Raw genomic sequence first — 17,156 nt, 5'->3', positions numbered from 1 at the left:
TTTGGTTAGTATTCACACCCGCTTCAGTGGGAAACGTTAAAACGTCCCGCTTTATTGGTCGAAGCACTTGGTATGCGGCAAATCCGCAAGGAACAGGTTGATTATGTACGAAGCTCTTTTAGTTGTTTTCCTTATTGTGGCAATTGGCCTTGTGGGTCTGATTATGCTGCAGCAAGGTAAAGGCGCTGATATGGGAGCCTCCTTCGGAGCAGGCGCTTCCGGCACTCTGTTTGGATCCAGCGGTTCTGGTAACTTCATGACCCGTATGACTGGTATCCTGGCTGCGCTGTTCTTCATCATCAGTCTGGCGCTGGGCAATATCAACAGCAACAAGACCAATAAAGGAAGTGAGTGGGATAATCTGAGCGCGCCGAAAACTGAGCAAACTCAGCCGACCGCGCCGGCGCAGCCGAGCAGCGACATCCCGCACTGATAAGCAGTATCCGTACCGAGGTGGTGGAATTGGTAGACACGCTACCTTGAGGTGGTAGTGCCCTAACGGGCTTGTGGGTTCGAGTCCCATCCTCGGTACCAATTTCCTGAAGAAAGACGCTGAAAAGCGTCTTTTTTTTTCGTCCCCAAAAAGTTGAGCAGCAGCATTAGCGGCAGATATGTCCGGTTGGGTTCGGGATTTTTCTGCATAAAAAAGGCCGCGTTAGCGGCCTTTGCGAATTTCTCTGCAGCGTTACTTCGCTTTATTTTCCAGGTTTTCCACCTGCGGCAGGCCAGTGGCGGAAGACGCGGTCAGCAGTCCGGACTGCGCGTAGCCAAACAGCTTATCGCGAGTATCGGTGATATCCAGGTTGCGCATCGTCAGCTGGCCGATACGATCCTCAGCGGAGAACATCGAGTCACCTTTTTCCATCGTCAGACGCTCTGCTTTATAGGTCAGATTATCAGAGACGGTATTCAGGATGGAGTAGTCGTTGCCGCGACGCAGTTCAAGCGTCACTTCGCCGGTAATTTGGCTTGCTACCCAGCGCTGCAGGCCGTCGCGCAGCATCAGCGCCTGGGAATCGAACCAGCGCCCTTGATACAGCAGACGACCCAGCTGACGACCGTGCGCGTGGTATTGCTCAATGGTATCTTCGTTATGAATACCGGTCAGCAGACGCTCATAGGCAATATGCAGTAGCGCCATTCCCGGGGCTTCATAGATGCCGCGGCTCTTCGCTTCGATGATACGGTTTTCGATCTGATCGCTCATACCCAGACCATGACGGCCGCCGATGCGGTTAGCCTCCAGCATCAGTTCAACGTCATCGCTAAAGGTCTGCCCGTTCAGCGCAACCGGATGGCCCTGTTCAAAGCGAACGGTGACTTCTTCCGCAGGGATTTTGACGCTTTCATCCCAGAACTTGACGCCCATAATCGGGTTCACAATCTTGACGCTGGAGTTCAGGAATTCAAGATCTTTAGCTTCGTGCGTCGCGCCCAGCATATTGGAGTCGGTTGAGTAGGCTTTTTCAACGGACATTTTATAGTCAAACCCACAGGAGATCATAAACTCTGACATCTCCTGGCGGCCGCCTAACTCGTCGATAAAGTCGCTATCCAGCCACGGTTTGTAAATTTTCAGCTCAGCGTTGGTCAGCAGGCCGTAACGATAGAAACGTTCGATATCGTTGCCTTTATAGGTACTCCCGTCGCCCCAGATGTTAACACCGTCTTCCTTCATTGCGGCGACCAGCATGGTACCGGTCACTGCGCGGCCCAGCGGCGTAGTATTAAAGTAGGTCAACCCGCCGGTGGTGTTATGAAATGCGCCGCACTGGATCGCGGCAATGCCTTCCGCAACCAGCTGCTTACGGCAGTCGATCAGACGAGCCCCTTCAGCACCATACTCTTTGGCACGACGAGGAATGGCCTCGTAATCGTCTTCGTCTGGCTGTCCCAGATTGGCGGTATATGCATAAGGGACTGCTCCCTTTTTACGCATCCACAGCAGCGCGGCGCTGGTATCCAGCCCACCAGAAAAAGCAATACCAATACGTTGGCCAACCGGGAGATGCTTGAGAATCGTCGTCATAAAATAAAACCCTGCTAGATAGACTGTGGTGAGTTTGACTCAACAATCTTTATTGCATGTTTATGCATTAATTGTGAGTTTTCATTTAATCATCTTTTGCTGGCGACAGGAAGAGGCTGAGCCGCTTTTTGCCAAAAAACCCAGAAATACCAGCATGAACCGAAACCTGGCAATGTGAAATTCATGTTGACAAAATATATGAAGTATCAATACAATTCACTACGATTTTATGTCCCGTCTCTCGGTACCAAATCCCAGCAGTATTTGCGTCTTTTACTCAAAACGAGTAAAATATGCCACGTTTCAGGCGCGGGGTGGAGCAGCCTGGTAGCTCGTCGGGCTCATAACCCGAAGGTCGTCGGTTCAAATCCGGCCCCCGCAACCACTTTCCCATTAAGTACTTTTTCAAATATACTGTGAGGACCGGGTCCTTCGTAGACGAATTTGAAAGAATTCTTCTGGAAAGTGTTCCAGATCGCAGTTGCGATCTCAGGGTTCAGTTATCTAAAGCCCCGATTTATCGGGGTTTTTTGTTATCTGACTTCAGAATAACTGGGCTATACGCCCTTTTTTTATGTCTTGGGGGTGGGTTTGTCCACATTAGAGCAAAAATTAACAGAGATGCTCACAGCGCCAGTTGAAGCGCTTGGCTTTGAGCTGGTCGGCATCGAATTTATTCGCGGTCGCACGTCCACACTGCGCATCTATATTGATAGTGAAGATGGCATCAATGTTGATGATTGTGCTGATGTGAGCCACCAGGTCAGTGCTGTTATGGACGTAGAAGACCCGATTACAGTCGCTTATAACCTGGAAGTTTCTTCTCCAGGTCTCGATCGTCCTATGTTTACCGCCGAGCACTATGAGCGTTTCATCGGCGAAGAAGTTTCGCTGGTTTTGCGCATGGCGGTACAGAACCGACGCAAATGGCAGGGCCTTATCAAAGCGGTAGACGGTGAGATGATCACGGTAACCGTCGAAGGCAAAGATGAAGTGTTCGCGCTGAGTAACATCCAGAAGGCGAACCTGGTTCCCCACTTTTAACAGTCTGGATTGAGGTGAAAGGCCCCGATGAACAAAGAAATTTTGGCTGTTGTTGAAGCCGTTTCCAACGAAAAGGCGCTGCCGCGTGAGAAAATTTTCGAAGCGTTGGAAAGTGCGCTAGCAACGGCTACCAAGAAAAAATATGAGCAAGAGATCGACGTTCGCGTAGAAATCGATCGTAAAAGCGGTGATTTCGACACATTCCGTCGCTGGCTGGTTGTTGAAGAAGTGACCCAGCCGACTCGCGAAATCACGCTGGAAGCTGCGCGTTTCGAAGATGAAAGCATGAATCCTGGCGATTACGTCGAAGACCAGATTGAATCTGTCACCTTTGACCGTATCACTACGCAGACCGCGAAGCAGGTTATCGTACAAAAAGTACGTGAAGCCGAACGCGCAATGGTCGTCGATCAGTTCCGTGAGCACGAAGGTGAAATCATCACGGGCGTAGTGAAGAAAGTGAACCGCGACAATATTACGCTGGATCTGGGCAACAACGCTGAAGCCGTGATCCTGCGCGAAGATATGCTGCCGCGTGAGAACTTCCGTCCGGGTGACCGTATCCGTGGCGTACTGTACGCAGTTCGTCCGGAAGCGCGCGGCGCGCAGCTGTTCGTGACTCGCTCCAAGCCGGAAATGCTGGTTGAACTGTTCCGCATTGAAGTGCCGGAAATCGGTGAAGAAGTTCTCGAAATTAAAGCGGCGGCTCGCGATCCTGGCTCTCGTGCCAAAATCGCGGTTAAAACCAACGACAAGCGCATCGATCCGGTTGGCGCCTGCGTCGGTATGCGCGGCGCGCGCGTTCAGGCAGTCTCGACTGAACTGGGCGGCGAGCGTATTGATATCGTGCTGTGGGACGATAACCCGGCGCAGTTTGTCATTAACGCCATGGCTCCGGCTGACGTCGCATCTATCGTGGTAGATGAAGACAAGCACACCATGGATATCGCAGTAGAAGCGGGCAACCTGGCGCAGGCCATTGGCCGTAACGGTCAGAACGTCCGTCTGGCGTCTCAGCTGAGCGGTTGGGAACTCAACGTCATGACCGTTGATGACCTCCAGGCTAAGCATCAGGCTGAAGCCCATGCAGCGATTGATACCTTCACTAAATATCTTGATATCGATGAAGATTTCGCCACGCTGCTGGTTGAAGAAGGTTTCGCCACTCTGGAAGAGCTGGCCTATGTGCCAATGAAAGAACTGCTGGAAATTGACGGTCTGGACGAAGCGACCGTTGAAGCACTTCGTGAGCGGGCGAAAAACGCGCTGACCACGCTGGCGCTGGCCAAAGAAGAGAGCCTGGGTGACAGCAAACCTGCCGACGATCTGTTGAATCTGGAAGGTTTGGATCGCGCTCTGGCATTCACCCTGGCCGCCCGTGGTGTTTGTACGCTGGAAGATCTCGCCGAGCAGGGCATTGATGATCTGGCTGATATCGAAGGCTTGACCGACGAGAAAGCCGGAGAACTTATCATGGCCGCTCGTAATATTTGTTGGTTCGGCGACGAAGCGTAATAAACTGTAGCAGGAAGGAACAGCATGACAGATGTGACCATTAAAGCGCTGGCCTCAGAGATTCAGACCTCTGTGGATCGCCTGATACAGCAATTTGCTGATGCAGGGATCCGCAAATCGGCTGATGATTCTGTGACCGCGCAAGAGAAGCAAACCTTGTTGACGCACCTGAACCGTGAACACGGCTCAGCGCCCGACAAGCTGACGCTGCAGCGCAAAACGCGCAGCACGTTAAATATTCCGGGTACCGGTGGAAAGAGTAAGTCGGTACAAATCGAAGTCCGCAAGAAACGCACCTTTGTGAAACGCGATCCGCAAGAGGCCGAACGCCTTGCCGCGGAAGAGCAGGCGCAGCGTGAAGCGGAAGAGCAAGCCCGTCGTGAGGCAGAAGAAGCTGCCAAACGCGAGGCGCAATTAAAAGCTGAACGTGAGGCCGCAGAACAAGCGAAACGTGAACTCGCCGATAAAGCGAAACGTGAAGCCGCGGAAAAAGACAAAGTGAGCAATCAACAAACCGACGATATGACCAAAACCGCCCAGGCTGAAAAGCAACGCCGCGAAAACGAAGCTGCGGAGCTGAAGCGCAAATCGGAAGAAGAAGCACGCCGCAAACTTGAAGAAGAAGCGCGCCGTGTAGCGGAAGAAGCACGCCGTATGGCTCAAGAAAATGAAAAGAACTGGACTGAAGCGCCAGAAACCCCTGAAGAGACCACTGACTATCACGTAACGACTTCTCAGCATGCACGTCAGGCTGAAGACGATAACGATCGTGAAGTTGAAGGCGGTCGCGGCCGTGGACGTAATGCGAAAGCGGCGCGTCCGGCTAAGAAAGGCAACAAACACGCTGAATCGAAAGCCGATCGTGAAGAAGCCCGTGCGGCCGTTCGCGGCGGTAAAGGTGGCAAGCATCGTAAAGGTTCTGCTCTGCAGCAAGGCTTCCAGAAGCCGGCTCAGGCGGTTAACCGTGATGTTATCATCGGCGAAACCATCACCGTTGGCGATCTGGCCAACAAGATGGCCGTCAAGGGTTCTCAGGTCATCAAAGCGATGATGAAACTGGGCGCCATGGCGACGATTAACCAGGTCATCGACCAGGAAACCGCACAGCTGGTTGCCGAAGAGATGGGCCACAAAGTTATCCTGCGTCGTGAAAACGAGCTGGAAGAAGCGGTAATGAGCGACCGTGACACCGGCGCTGCGGCTGAACCGCGCGCACCGGTTGTGACTATCATGGGTCACGTTGACCACGGTAAAACCTCTCTGCTGGACTACATTCGTTCAACGAAAGTGGCTTCTGGCGAAGCGGGCGGCATTACCCAGCACATTGGTGCGTACCACGTCGAAACCGACAACGGCATGATCACCTTCCTGGATACCCCGGGCCACGCCGCGTTTACCTCTATGCGTGCTCGTGGTGCGCAGGCGACGGATATCGTGGTTCTGGTTGTGGCGGCAGACGACGGCGTAATGCCGCAGACCATCGAAGCTATCCAGCACGCGAAAGCGGCGGGTGTGCCGGTCGTGGTTGCGGTGAACAAAATCGATAAGCCGGAAGCGGATCCGGATCGCGTTAAAAACGAGCTTTCCCAGTACGGCATTCTGCCGGAAGAGTGGGGCGGTGAAAGCCAGTTCGTCCACGTGTCCGCTAAAGCGGGTACCGGCATCGACGAACTGCTGGACGCAATCCTGCTGCAGGCTGAAGTTCTGGAGCTGAAAGCGGTTCGTAAAGGTATGGCGAGCGGCGCGGTTATCGAATCCTTCCTCGATAAAGGTCGTGGTCCGGTTGCCACCGTTCTGGTACGCGAAGGTACGCTGCATAAAGGCGACATCGTTCTGTGCGGTTTCGAATACGGTCGCGTTCGTGCGATGCGTAACGAACTGGGTCAGGAAGTGCTGGAAGCGGGTCCGTCCATTCCGGTGGAAATCCTTGGCCTGTCAGGCGTACCGGCTGCCGGTGACGAAGTGACCGTCGTTCGTGACGAGAAAAAAGCACGTGAAGTTGCGCTGTATCGTCAGGGTAAATTCCGTGAAGTTAAACTGGCTCGTCAGCAGAAATCTAAGCTTGAGAACATGTTCGCTAACATGACCGAAGGCGAAGTTCACGAAGTGAACATCGTCCTCAAAGCGGACGTGCAGGGCTCAGTGGAAGCGATCTCCGACTCCTTGCTAAAACTGTCTACCGACGAAGTGAAAGTGAAGATTATCGGTTCCGGCGTAGGTGGTATCACCGAAACCGACGCGACCCTGGCGGCCGCATCCAACGCGATTCTGGTTGGCTTCAACGTACGTGCTGATGCATCCGCACGTAAAGTTATCGACGCGGAAAGCCTGGATCTACGCTACTACTCCGTCATCTACCATCTGATCGACGAAGTGAAAGCAGCGATGAGCGGCATGCTGTCTCCGGAACTGAAACAGCAGATCATTGGTCTGGCTGAAGTCCGTGATGTGTTCAAATCGCCGAAATTCGGCGCCATCGCAGGCTGTATGGTTACCGAAGGTACGATCAAGCGTCATAACCCAATCCGCGTCCTGCGCGACAACGTGGTTATCTATGAAGGCGAGCTGGAATCCCTGCGCCGCTTCAAAGATGACGTTAACGAAGTTCGTAACGGTATGGAGTGTGGTATCGGCGTTAAGAACTACAACGACGTTCGCGTTGGCGATATGATCGAAGTGTTCGAAATCATCGAGATTCAACGTACCATCGATTAATCGTTTAGTAGGCCGGGGAAGCGCAGCGCCACCCGGTTATACAAAATTAAAGGGGGCCGCGTGGCCCCCTTATTTGTCTGGAGAATTTATTATGGCGAAAGAATTTGGTCGCCCGCAGCGCGTGGCCCAGGAGATGCAAAAAGAGATCGCAATCATCCTGCAGCGCGAAATTAAGGACCCGCGTCTGGGCATGATGACGACCGTTTCAGGCGTTGAAATGTCCCGCGACCTGGCCTATGCCAAAGTGTTTGTGACCTTCCTGAACGACAAAGACGAAGCCGCCGTGAAAGCGGGGATCAAGGCTTTACAGGAAGCATCTGGTTTTATCCGCTCGCTGCTGGGCAAAGCGATGCGCCTGCGTATCGTGCCGGAACTGACCTTCTTCTACGACAATTCATTAGTCGAAGGGATGCGCATGTCGAACCTGGTGACCAGCGTGGTAAAACATGACGATGAACGTCGTGTGAACCCGGACGACAGTAAGGAGGACTAATGAGTCGTCCTCGTCGTCGCGGCCGTGACGTGCATGGCGTACTGTTGCTGGATAAACCGCAGGGCGCATCCAGCAACGACGTGCTGCAGAAAGTTAAGCGGCTTTATAATGCTAATCGGGCAGGGCACACCGGGGCGCTGGATCCGCTGGCGACCGGTATGCTGCCGATTTGCCTCGGGGAAGCGACAAAGTTTTCCCAGTATCTGCTCGATTCTGACAAGCGCTACCGCGTCATTGCCAGGCTTGGCCAGCGCACCGATACCTCTGATGCCGATGGCCAGGTGGTGGAAGAGCGTCCGCTGACGTTTAGCCCGGAGCAGCTGGCGGCAGCGCTCGACGGCTTCCGTGGCGAAACCCAGCAGGTACCGTCGATGTATTCGGCGCTGAAATACCAGGGGAAAAAGCTGTACGAATATGCCCGGCAGGGGATTGAAGTACCGCGTGAATCCCGGCCGATTACGGTGTACGAGCTGCTGTTTATTCGCCATGAGGGGACGGAGCTTGAGCTGGAGATTCACTGCTCGAAAGGCACCTATATCCGCACGATTATTGATGACTTAGGCGAGAAACTCGGGTGCGGCGCGCACGTCATTTTCCTGCGTCGCCTGGCGGTCAGTAAATACCCCGTCGAACGGATGGTGACGCTGGAGCAGCTGCAGGCGCTGGTCGAACAAGCACATGCGCAGGATATTCCCGCAGCCCAGCTGCTGGACCCGCTGCTGATGCCGATGGACAGTCCGGCTTCGGATTACCCGCTGGTGAATATTCCGGAAACCTCGGCCGTCTACTTTAAAAAACGGTAACCCGGTGCGGACATCGGGCGCGCCGCTGCAGGGGGCTGGTTCGCGTTACTGAAGGCGCTGAAGAGAAGTTTCTTGGTATGGGTGAGATGGATGATGAAGGCCGCGTGGCGCCTCGTCGTCTGGTGGTTGAATACCCTGTCTGAGCGCTTTCCTTGCGATAAAAGGCTGCTGCGAGTAGAATATCGCCGCTTAACGTTCGCCAACGTGTTTTAACATTTGCGAGCGTTATATCAGGGGTTGCTGAATTAGAGATCGGCACCCTTTCTTTCTTTTAATTTTGGAGTTCGAAAATGTCTCTAAGCGTTGAAGCTAAAGCAAAAATCGTTTCTGAGTTCGGTCGTGGCGAAAACGACAGCGGTTCTACTGAAGTTCAGGTTGCACTGCTGACTGCACAGATCAACCACCTGCAGGGTCACTTTGCAGAGCACAAAAAAGATCACCACAGCCGTCGTGGTCTGCTGCGCATGGTTTCTCAGCGTCGTAAACTGCTCGACTACCTGAAACGTAAAGATGTTGCACGTTACTCTGCTCTGATCGAGCGTCTGGGTCTGCGTCGCTAATTCTGCGAGTTTCAGAAGAAGGGGCCTCACGGCCCCTTTTTTCGACCGGGCGGCAGCAATTCATTAAAAACTCATGTATTGTTGCTATTAATGATCTTCATGCAGAGGTTCGCGCGGCTAATGAGAGGCTTGACTCGCAGGGGCGGGTAAAGGTTGTCATTAGTCGCGAGGATGCAGAAGATCGGGTCATTCGATGTCTTATCGTGGATTTGACATCATCTATAGATAAAAGGATAGAATTTTGCTTAATCCGATCGTTCGTAAATTCCAGTACGGCCAACATACCGTAACGCTGGAGACCGGCATGATGGCGCGCCAGGCAACTGCCGCCGTTATGGTTAGCATGGATGACACCGCGGTATTCGTTACCGTTGTGGGCCAGAAAAAAGCGAAGCCAGGCCAGGATTTCTTCCCGCTGACCGTTAACTATCAAGAGCGTACCTACGCTGCAGGTAAAATCCCGGGTGGTTTCTTCCGTCGTGAAGGCCGTCCGAGCGAAGGCGAAACCCTGATCGCGCGTCTGATTGACCGCCCGGTTCGCCCGCTGTTCCCGGAAGGCTTCGTTAACGAAGTTCAGGTTATCGCAACTGTGGTTTCCGTTAACCCGCAGGTTAACCCGGATATCGTCGCGATGATCGGCGCTTCCGCAGCGCTGTCCCTGTCTGGTATTCCGTTCAACGGCCCAATTGGCGCCGCTCGCGTTGGTTATATTAATGACCAGTACGTGCTGAACCCGACCCAGGAAGAGCTGAAGTCCAGCAAACTGGATCTGGTTGTCGCGGGTACCGAAGCCGCAGTACTGATGGTTGAATCCGAAGCTGAACTGCTGAGCGAAGACCAGATGCTGGGCGCGGTCGTGTTTGGTCACGACCAGCAGCAGGTGGTTATTCAGAACATCAACGATCTGGTGAAAGAAGCCGGTAAGCCGCGCTGGGACTGGCAGCCGGAAGTGGTTGATGCGGCGCTGAACGCGCGCGTTGCCGCGCTGGCTGAATCTCGCCTGAGCGATGCTTACCGTATCACCGACAAACAGGAGCGCTATGCTCAGGTTGACGTGATCAAATCTGAAACTATCGCGACCCTGGTTGCGGAAGATGAAGCTCTGGACGCTAACGAACTGGGCGAAATCCTGCACGCAATCGAGAAAAACGTGGTGCGTAGCCGCGTACTGGCCGGTGAGCCGCGTATCGATGGTCGTGAAAAAGATATGATTCGTGGTCTGGACGTTCGTACCGGCGTTCTGCCGCGTACCCACGGTTCCGCACTGTTTACCCGTGGCGAAACTCAGGCGCTGGTTACCGCGACCTTGGGTACCGCACGCGACGCGCAGAACATCGATGAACTGATGGGCGAGCGCACGGACTCCTTCCTGTTCCACTATAACTTCCCTCCGTACTCCGTAGGCGAAACGGGAATGGTCGGTTCTCCGAAGCGTCGTGAAATTGGTCACGGTCGTCTGGCTAAGCGCGGCGTACTGGCCGTGATGCCGACTATCGAAGAGTTCCCGTACACCGTTCGCGTGGTTTCTGAAATCACCGAATCTAACGGCTCCTCCTCCATGGCTTCCGTCTGTGGCGCTTCTCTGGCGCTGATGGACGCAGGCGTGCCGGTGAAAGCCGCCGTTGCGGGTATCGCAATGGGTCTGGTGAAAGAAGGCGACAACTTCGTCGTACTGTCTGACATTCTGGGCGATGAAGATCACCTGGGCGATATGGACTTCAAAGTAGCGGGTTCCCGCGAAGGTATCTCTGCTCTGCAGATGGATATCAAAATTGAAGGTATCACCAAAGAGATCATGCAGGTTGCTCTGAACCAGGCTAAAGGTGCGCGTCTGCACATCCTGGGCGTGATGGAACAGGCGATTAACGCGCCGCGCGGCGATATCTCTGAATTCGCACCGCGTATCCACACGATCAAGATCAGTCCGGACAAAATCAAAGACGTTATCGGTAAGGGCGGTTCCGTTATTCGTGCGCTGACCGAAGAAACCGGCACCACTATCGAAATCGAAGATGACGGTACCGTGAAGATCGCGGCGACCGACGGCGACAAAGCGCAGCACGCGATTCGCCGTATCGAAGAGATCACCGCTGAGATCGAAGTTGGCCGTATCTATAACGGTAAAGTGACCCGTATCGTTGACTTTGGCGCGTTTGTTGCCATTGGCGGCGGTAAAGAAGGTCTGGTTCACATCTCTCAAATCGCCGACAAGCGCGTTGAGAAAGTGACCGACTATCTGCAGATGGGTCAGGAAGTGCCGGTTAAGGTTCTGGAAGTTGACCGTCAGGGCCGCGTCCGTCTGAGCATCAAAGAAGCAACTGAACAAACTCAGCCTGCGGCTGCGCCGGAAGCTCCGGCTGCCGAACAGCAGGGCGAGTAAGGTTGCCGTTTGCCCTCCGCATTGCGGAGGGCGCATTGCGGGCAGGACGCCCTGTTTGCAGCCGGGGAACTGGACGTTCATCCAATCGTTGTCTTCGGGAGTGGGAAATGAAGCCTTTTTTGCGCTGGTGTTTCGTGGCGACAGCTCTCACGCTGGCAGGATGCAGCAACTCTGCCTGGCGTAAGGACGCAGTCCTCGCGGTGCCATTGCAACCGACTTTGCAGCAGGAAGTGATTCTGGCGCGCATGGAACAAATTCTTGCCAGTCGGGCTTTAACCGATGACGAACGCGCACAGCTTTTATATGAGCGCGGAGTGTTGTATGATAGTCTCGGTCTGAGGGCATTAGCGCGAAATGATTTTTCACAAGCGCTGGCAATCCGACCGGATATGCCTGAAGTATTCAATTACTTAGGCATTTACTTAACGCAGGCAGGCAATTTTGATGCTGCCTATGAAGCGTTTGATTCTGTACTTGAGCTTGATCCAACTTACAACTACGCGCACTTAAATCGCGGTATCGCCCTGTATTACGGCGGTCGCGCTAAGTTAGCGCAAGATGATCTGCTGGCGTTTTATCAAGACGATCCCAATGATCCTTTCCGAAGCCTGTGGCTTTATCTCGCCGAGCGTCAGCTCGATGAGAAGCAGGCGCTTGAAGCACTGAGACAGCGCTTAAACAAGTCGGATAAAGAACAATGGGGATGGAACATTGTCGGGTTCTACCTTGGCGACATTAGCGAAAAAGAGCTAATGGACCGTCTGAAGGCAGACGCAACGGATAACACCTCGCTCGCTGAGCATCTCAGTGAAACCAACTTCTATTTAGGTAAGTACTACCTAAGTCTGGGGGACAAGGACAGCGCTACGGCACTGTTCAAACTGGCGGTCGCAAACAACGTTCATAACTACGTTGAGCACCGATACGCATTGTTGGAATTATCGCTCTTGGGCCAGGAGCAAGATGACCTGGCAGAATCGGACCAGCAATAGCTGACGAACACATCAGCCCTTTTTTGATTGCCATCACCTTTGCGGGTGAGGGCGTTGTTGTTCGTTAATACACCTACTTTGAGCCGGTTCACACTTTTCAATGAAAATTACCGTAAATTTTCACGATGAGTTATGTAGACTGGCCGCCATTAATTTTGAGGCACACGTACTACATGGCTGAATTCGAAACCACTTTTGCAGATCTGGGCCTGAAGGCTCCCATCCTTGAAGCGCTTAACGATCTGGGTTACGAAAAACCATCTCCGATCCAGGCTGAGTGCATTCCGCATCTGCTGGGCGGCCGCGACGTTCTGGGTATGGCCCAGACGGGTAGCGGTAAAACCGCAGCGTTCTCTTTACCGCTGCTGAACAACATCGATCCTGAGCTGAGAGCACCGCAGATTCTGGTGCTGGCGCCGACCCGCGAACTGGCGGTACAGGTTGCTGAAGCAATGACGGAATTCTCTAAACATATGCGCGGCGTAAACGTGGTTGCCCTGTACGGCGGCCAGCGTTATGACGTGCAGCTGCGCGCGCTGCGTCAGGGGCCGCAAATCGTTGTCGGTACCCCGGGTCGTCTGCTGGACCACCTGAAACGCGGTACGCTGGATCTCTCTAAGCTGAGCGGTCTGGTTCTGGATGAAGCTGACGAAATGCTGCGCATGGGCTTCATCGAAGACGTAGAAACCATTATGGCGCAGATCCCGGAGGGTCATCAGACCGCTCTGTTCTCTGCCACCATGCCGGAAGCCATTCGCCGTATTACCCGCCGCTTTATGAAAGAGCCGCAGGAAGTGCGCATCCAGTCGAGCGTAACAACTCGCCCGGACATCAGCCAGAGCTACTGGACTGCTTACGGTATGCGTAAAAACGAAGCGCTGGTGCGTTTCCTGGAAGCGGAAGATTTTGATGCGGCGATTATCTTCGTTCGTACCAAAAACGCGACCCTGGAAGTGGCCGAAGCGCTGGAGCGTAGCGGTTATAGCAGCGCTGCGCTGAACGGCGACATGAACCAGTCCCTGCGTGAGCAGACTCTGGAGCGTCTGAAAGACGGTCGTCTGGATATCCTGATTGCAACCGACGTTGCGGCCCGTGGCCTCGACGTTGAGCGTATCAGCCTGGTGGTTAACTACGATATCCCGATGGATTCCGAGTCTTACGTTCACCGTATCGGCCGTACCGGTCGTGCGGGTCGTGCTGGTCGCGCGCTGCTGTTCGTTGAGAACCGCGAGCGTCGTCTGCTGCGCAATATTGAACGTACGATGAAGCTGACCATTCCGGAAGTTGAACTGCCGAACGCAGAACTGCTGGGCAAACGCCGTCTGGAAAAATTCGCGGCGAAAGTTCAGCAGCAGCTGGAAAGCAGCGATCTGGATCAGTACCGTGCGCTGCTGGCGAAAATCCAGCCGTCTGCCGAAGGCGAAGAGCTGGACGTGGAAACGCTGGCCGCCGCGCTGCTGAAAATGGCTCAGGGCGAACGTCCGCTGATCCTGCCGCCGGATGCGCCTATGCGTCCTAAGCGCGAGTTCCGCGACCGTGACGATCGTTTCGAACGTCGCGGCGACCGTAACGACCGTGGCCCGCGCGGCGACCGTCCGGAACGCAGCGGCGAAGATCGTCCGAAGCGTGAGCGTCGTGACGTTGGCGATATGGAACTGTACCGTATTGAAGTGGGCCGTGATGACGGCGTTGAAGTTCGTCACATCGTTGGCGCAATTGCTAACGAAGGCGACATCAGCAGCCGTTACATCGGTAACATCAAGCTGTTTGGTTCTCACTCCACCATCGAACTGCCGAAAGGCATGCCGGGCGAAGTGCTGCAGCACTTTACGCGTACCCGCATCCTGAACAAGCCGATGAACATGCAGCTGCTGGGCGATGCTCAGCCGCGTCCTGAACGCAGCGGCGAACGTCGTGGCGGCGGCGAGCGTCGTGAAGGCGGTCGTAGCTTCGGCGGCGGTGAACGTCGTGAAGGCCGTGGTTTCGGCGGTGAGCGTCGCGAAGGCGGCCGTGGTGAAGGTCGTCGTTTCAGCGGTGAACGTCGTGAAGGTGGCCGCGCGCCGCGCCGCGATGATGCTTCAGCTCCGCGTCGCGATGACTCCGCAGGTCGTCGTCGTTTCGGTGGCGATGCATAATTAGCGCTTTCCGCTAACGTAAAGTAAACGATACAGCCCCGATCTTTATGATTGGGGCTTTTTTATTCCCTTTGTACTCGTGTACTGGTACAGTGCGTCACGTTGATAACAAGAAAAGTATTTTCGACTGGAGATTTCGGCAAATGGCGACACTTACCACTACGGCAACCCGACCGTCCTTGTTTGGCGGCGTAGTGATTATTGGCGGGACGATTATTGGGGCGGGCATGTTCTCACTGCCGGTTGTGATGTCCGGCGCGTGGTTCTTTTGGTCTCTGGCGGCGCTGGTTTTTACCTGGTTTTGTATGCTTCACTCCGGGTTAATGATCCTCGAAGCGAACCTGAATTACCGGATTGGCTCGAGCTTCGATACCATTACTAAAGATCTGCTCGGCAAAGGCTGGAATCTGGTTAACGGCGTGTCGATCGCCTTTGTTCTTTATATTCTGACTTACGCCTATATCTCCGCCAGCGGCTCGATTCTGCACCATACGTTTAGCGAAATGTCGCTGAACGTACCGGCAAGGGCGGCAGGTTTCGGTTTTGCGCTGCTGGTGGCGTTTATCGTCTGGTTGAGCACCAAAGCGGTGAGCCGCATGACGGCCATTGTGCTGGGAGCTAAGGTCATTACCTTCTTTTTGACCTTTGGCAGCCTGTTGGGGCACGTCCAGCCGACCACTCTGTTTAACGTGGCTGAACAAAATGCCTCGTATATGCCCTATCTGCTGATGACGCTGCCGTTCTGCCTCGCGTCCTTCGGCTATCACGGCAACGTGCCGAGCCTGATGAAGTACTACGGCAAAGATCCGCGCACAATCGTTAAGTGCCTGGTTTACGGTACGCTGCTGGCGCTGGGTCTGTACGTAGTGTGGCTGCTGGTGACGATGGGCAATATCCCGCGCCCTGAGTTTATCGGTATTGCGCAGAAGGGGGGCAACATAGATGTCCTGGTCCAGGCGCTCAGTGGGGTACTGAACAGCCGGAGTCTGGATCTGCTGTTAGTCATCTTTTCGAACTTTGCCGTTGCCAGTTCATTCCTTGGCGTGACGCTCGGTCTGTTTGATTATCTGGCGGATCTGTTCGGGTTCGATGACTCCGCGCTGGGACGCTTTAAAACCGCGCTTCTCACCTTTGTTCCGCCGATGGCGGGTGGCCTGCTGTGGCCGAACGGATTCCTCTACGCGATCGGCTATGCGGGGCTGGCGGCGACGATCTGGGCGGCAATTGTACCGGCGCTGCTGGCTCGCGCATCGCGCAAACGCTTTGGTAGCCCATTGTTTCGCGTTTGGGGCGGAAAGCCGATGATTGCTTTGGTTCTGCTGTTCGGGCTGGGTAACGTTATCGTGCATTTCCTGTCGAGCTTTAACGTATTACCCACCTATCACTAATTGAAAATGCGGCAAAAATGCCGCATTTTTCACTATCCGAGAAGCTCTTCTTTCACCTGCATCGCTAAATCAAATGAATGCAGGCGCGCCTGATGATCGAAGATTTGGCCGTTGACCATGATTTCATCGGCCTGGGTTTCCCGCAGGATCGACTCCAGCCCGTGACGGATTTTCGCTTTATCGCCGACCAGCGACATGCTCAGCGCTTTTTCGACGCCGTACTGCTCTGAAGCGGACCAAAGCTGATGCATATTTTGCACCGGCGGCGGCAGCTGTCCGGTCTCGCCGCGGCGCAGTTTGACGAACGCCTGCTGCATAGACGTAAACAGAAATTCCGCATCTCTGTCGCTGTCGGCGGCAATAATGTTAATGCATACCATCGCGTACGGCTTCGCTAACCGCTCTGACGGCTGGAAGTGGGTGCGGTAGAGGTGCAGGGCCTGAAAGAGCATATCCGGGGCGAAGTGCGAGGCGAAGGCAAACGGCAGCCCAAGCTGCGCCGCCAGCTGGGCGCTGTACAGGCTTGAGCCGAGCAGCCAGACCGGGATCTTCTCGCCATACCCGGGAACCGGGCGCACGTGCGGATTAGGATCGCGGGCGTCGAACCAGTCCACCAGCTCCGCGACATCGCGCGGGAAGTTATCGACATCGCCGCTCATATGGCGACGCAGCGCGCGCATGGTTGGCTGATCGCTGCCCGGCGCGCGGCCAAGGCCGAGATCGATGCGTCCCGGGTAAAGCGTATTGAGCGTACCGAACTGCTCGGCAATCACCAGCGGCGAATGGTTCGGCAGCATCACGCCGCCGGAGCCCAGATGCAGAGTGGTGGTATTCGCGGCAAGGTAGCCAATCAGTACGGAAGTCGCCGCGCTGGCGATACCGACCATATTATGGTGTTCGGCCAGCCAGTAGCGGTGATAGCCACGCTTTTCCGCCAGCTGCGCCAGGTCTAAAGAGTGGGAGAAGGCTTCCTTTGCGGAAGAACCTTGCGGGATCGGCGCCAGATCGAGCACCGAGAACGAAACAGATTTGTCAGTCATAAAGGCTCACTTTGCTACAGCATCGTCATCAGATTGAAGGTCTTCTTCCAGCCTGGCGCATC

At 54.6% G+C, this 17,156-nt stretch carries 13 protein-coding genes, 2 tRNA genes and 1 pseudogene; 14 read left to right on the top strand and 2 right to left on the bottom strand.

Going from position 1 to position 17,156, the window contains the following annotated elements:
• The first annotated feature begins 103 nt into the window (after positions 1-103).
• Positions 104-433: a preprotein translocase subunit SecG gene (gene secG / locus BJF97_RS25865; protein ID WP_004106103.1), complete on the top strand. Its 330-nt coding sequence runs from the start codon at positions 104-106 to the stop codon at positions 431-433.
• A 14-nt stretch (positions 434-447) separates the two neighbouring features.
• Positions 448-534: transfer RNA gene (locus BJF97_RS25860), tRNA-Leu, on the top strand.
• A gap of 151 nt (positions 535-685) precedes the next feature.
• On the opposite strand, the gene argG is transcribed toward BJF97_RS25860, so the two are convergent.
• On the bottom strand, positions 686-2,029 hold the full coding sequence (gene argG / locus BJF97_RS25855) for an argininosuccinate synthase (protein ID WP_004106101.1): 1,344 nt from the start codon (positions 2,027-2,029) through the stop codon (positions 686-688).
• Positions 2,030-2,337: 308 nt separating this feature from the next.
• Here argG and BJF97_RS25850 point away from each other — a divergent pair.
• The 12 genes and pseudogenes from BJF97_RS25850 to mtr all read left to right on the top strand — a co-directional run bounded on the left by BJF97_RS25850 (position 2,338) and on the right by mtr (position 16,054).
• Positions 2,338-2,414 (top strand) — tRNA-Met (locus BJF97_RS25850).
• A gap of 206 nt (positions 2,415-2,620) precedes the next feature.
• Positions 2,621-3,073 (top strand): ribosome maturation factor RimP, encoded by a 453-nt coding sequence (rimP, locus tag BJF97_RS25845; RefSeq protein WP_004125659.1) that lies wholly within the window; start codon positions 2,621-2,623, stop codon positions 3,071-3,073.
• A 27-nt stretch (positions 3,074-3,100) separates the two neighbouring features.
• Complete coding sequence (gene nusA / locus BJF97_RS25840) at positions 3,101-4,588, top strand: transcription termination factor NusA (RefSeq protein WP_004854539.1); 1,488 nt, start codon at positions 3,101-3,103, stop codon at positions 4,586-4,588.
• 24 nt (positions 4,589-4,612) lie between these two features.
• Positions 4,613-7,303, top strand: a complete 2,691-nt coding sequence (infB, locus tag BJF97_RS25835; RefSeq protein ID WP_004106093.1) for a translation initiation factor IF-2 — start codon at positions 4,613-4,615, stop codon at positions 7,301-7,303.
• Between the two features lie 91 nt (positions 7,304-7,394).
• A complete protein-coding gene (gene rbfA / locus BJF97_RS25830; RefSeq protein WP_004106092.1) occupies positions 7,395-7,796 on the top strand; it encodes a 30S ribosome-binding factor RbfA in 402 nt (133 codons plus the stop codon).
• A pseudogene (gene truB / locus BJF97_RS25825) lies at positions 7,796-8,742 on the top strand (tRNA pseudouridine(55) synthase TruB). Before rbfA ends, truB begins: the two are co-directional and overlap by 1 nt.
• A gap of 147 nt (positions 8,743-8,889) precedes the next feature.
• The gene (gene rpsO / locus BJF97_RS25820; protein WP_002918244.1) at positions 8,890-9,159 is read left to right on the top strand and encodes a 30S ribosomal protein S15; all 270 of its coding nucleotides are present in this window, start codon (positions 8,890-8,892) and stop codon (positions 9,157-9,159) included.
• A gap of 241 nt (positions 9,160-9,400) precedes the next feature.
• A complete protein-coding gene (pnp, locus tag BJF97_RS25815) occupies positions 9,401-11,539 on the top strand; it encodes a polyribonucleotide nucleotidyltransferase (RefSeq protein WP_009651902.1) in 2,139 nt (712 codons plus the stop codon).
• Between the two features lie 107 nt (positions 11,540-11,646).
• On the top strand, positions 11,647-12,531 hold the full coding sequence (gene nlpI, locus BJF97_RS25810) for a lipoprotein NlpI (protein ID WP_004854535.1): 885 nt from the start codon (positions 11,647-11,649) through the stop codon (positions 12,529-12,531).
• Between the two features lie 100 nt (positions 12,532-12,631).
• The gene (gene yrbN / locus BJF97_RS34430) at positions 12,632-12,712 is read left to right on the top strand and encodes a protein YrbN (RefSeq protein ID WP_085903200.1); all 81 of its coding nucleotides are present in this window, start codon (positions 12,632-12,634) and stop codon (positions 12,710-12,712) included.
• A complete protein-coding gene (locus tag BJF97_RS25805; protein WP_014839626.1) occupies positions 12,705-14,666 on the top strand; it encodes a DEAD/DEAH family ATP-dependent RNA helicase in 1,962 nt (653 codons plus the stop codon). Before yrbN ends, BJF97_RS25805 begins: the two co-directional genes overlap by 8 nt.
• Before the next feature lie 143 nt (positions 14,667-14,809).
• Complete coding sequence (gene mtr / locus BJF97_RS25800; protein WP_025108146.1) at positions 14,810-16,054, top strand: tryptophan permease; 1,245 nt, start codon at positions 14,810-14,812, stop codon at positions 16,052-16,054.
• Positions 16,055-16,086: 32 nt separating this feature from the next.
• On the opposite strand, the gene BJF97_RS25795 is transcribed toward mtr, so the two are convergent.
• A complete protein-coding gene (locus tag BJF97_RS25795) occupies positions 16,087-17,094 on the bottom strand; it encodes a luciferase-like monooxygenase (protein WP_032693258.1) in 1,008 nt (335 codons plus the stop codon).
• Positions 17,095-17,156: the final 62 nt, after the last annotated feature.

Origin of the sequence: Klebsiella sp. LTGPAF-6F, assembly GCF_001753185.1 — a bacterium.
GTDB classification, from domain to species: Bacteria; Pseudomonadota; Gammaproteobacteria; order Enterobacterales; family Enterobacteriaceae; genus Klebsiella; species Klebsiella michiganensis.
Note: the sequence above shows the minus strand (reverse complement) of the source record. Positions and strands in the feature narration are given on the sequence as shown.

Bases quoted from the DNA above. Each gene is read 5' to 3' on its own strand.
- BJF97_RS25795 (WP_032693258.1), bottom strand. From the start codon at position 17,094: ATGACTGACAAATCTGTTTCGTTCTCGGTGCTCGATCTGGCGCCGATC.
- rpsO (WP_002918244.1), top strand. From the start codon at position 8,890: ATGTCTCTAAGCGTTGAAGCTAAAGCAAAAATCGTTTCTGAGTTCGGT.
- mtr (WP_025108146.1), top strand. From the start codon at position 14,810: ATGGCGACACTTACCACTACGGCAACCCGACCGTCCTTGTTTGGCGGC.
- nusA (WP_004854539.1), top strand. From the start codon at position 3,101: ATGAACAAAGAAATTTTGGCTGTTGTTGAAGCCGTTTCCAACGAAAAG.
- nlpI (WP_004854535.1), top strand. From the start codon at position 11,647: ATGAAGCCTTTTTTGCGCTGGTGTTTCGTGGCGACAGCTCTCACGCTG.
- yrbN (WP_085903200.1), top strand. From the start codon at position 12,632: ATGAAAATTACCGTAAATTTTCACGATGAGTTATGTAGACTGGCCGCC.
- argG (WP_004106101.1), bottom strand. From the start codon at position 2,029: ATGACGACGATTCTCAAGCATCTCCCGGTTGGCCAACGTATTGGTATT.
- rbfA (WP_004106092.1), top strand. From the start codon at position 7,395: ATGGCGAAAGAATTTGGTCGCCCGCAGCGCGTGGCCCAGGAGATGCAA.
- BJF97_RS25805 (WP_014839626.1), top strand. From the start codon at position 12,705: ATGGCTGAATTCGAAACCACTTTTGCAGATCTGGGCCTGAAGGCTCCC.
- secG (WP_004106103.1), top strand. From the start codon at position 104: ATGTACGAAGCTCTTTTAGTTGTTTTCCTTATTGTGGCAATTGGCCTT.
- infB (WP_004106093.1), top strand. From the start codon at position 4,613: ATGACAGATGTGACCATTAAAGCGCTGGCCTCAGAGATTCAGACCTCT.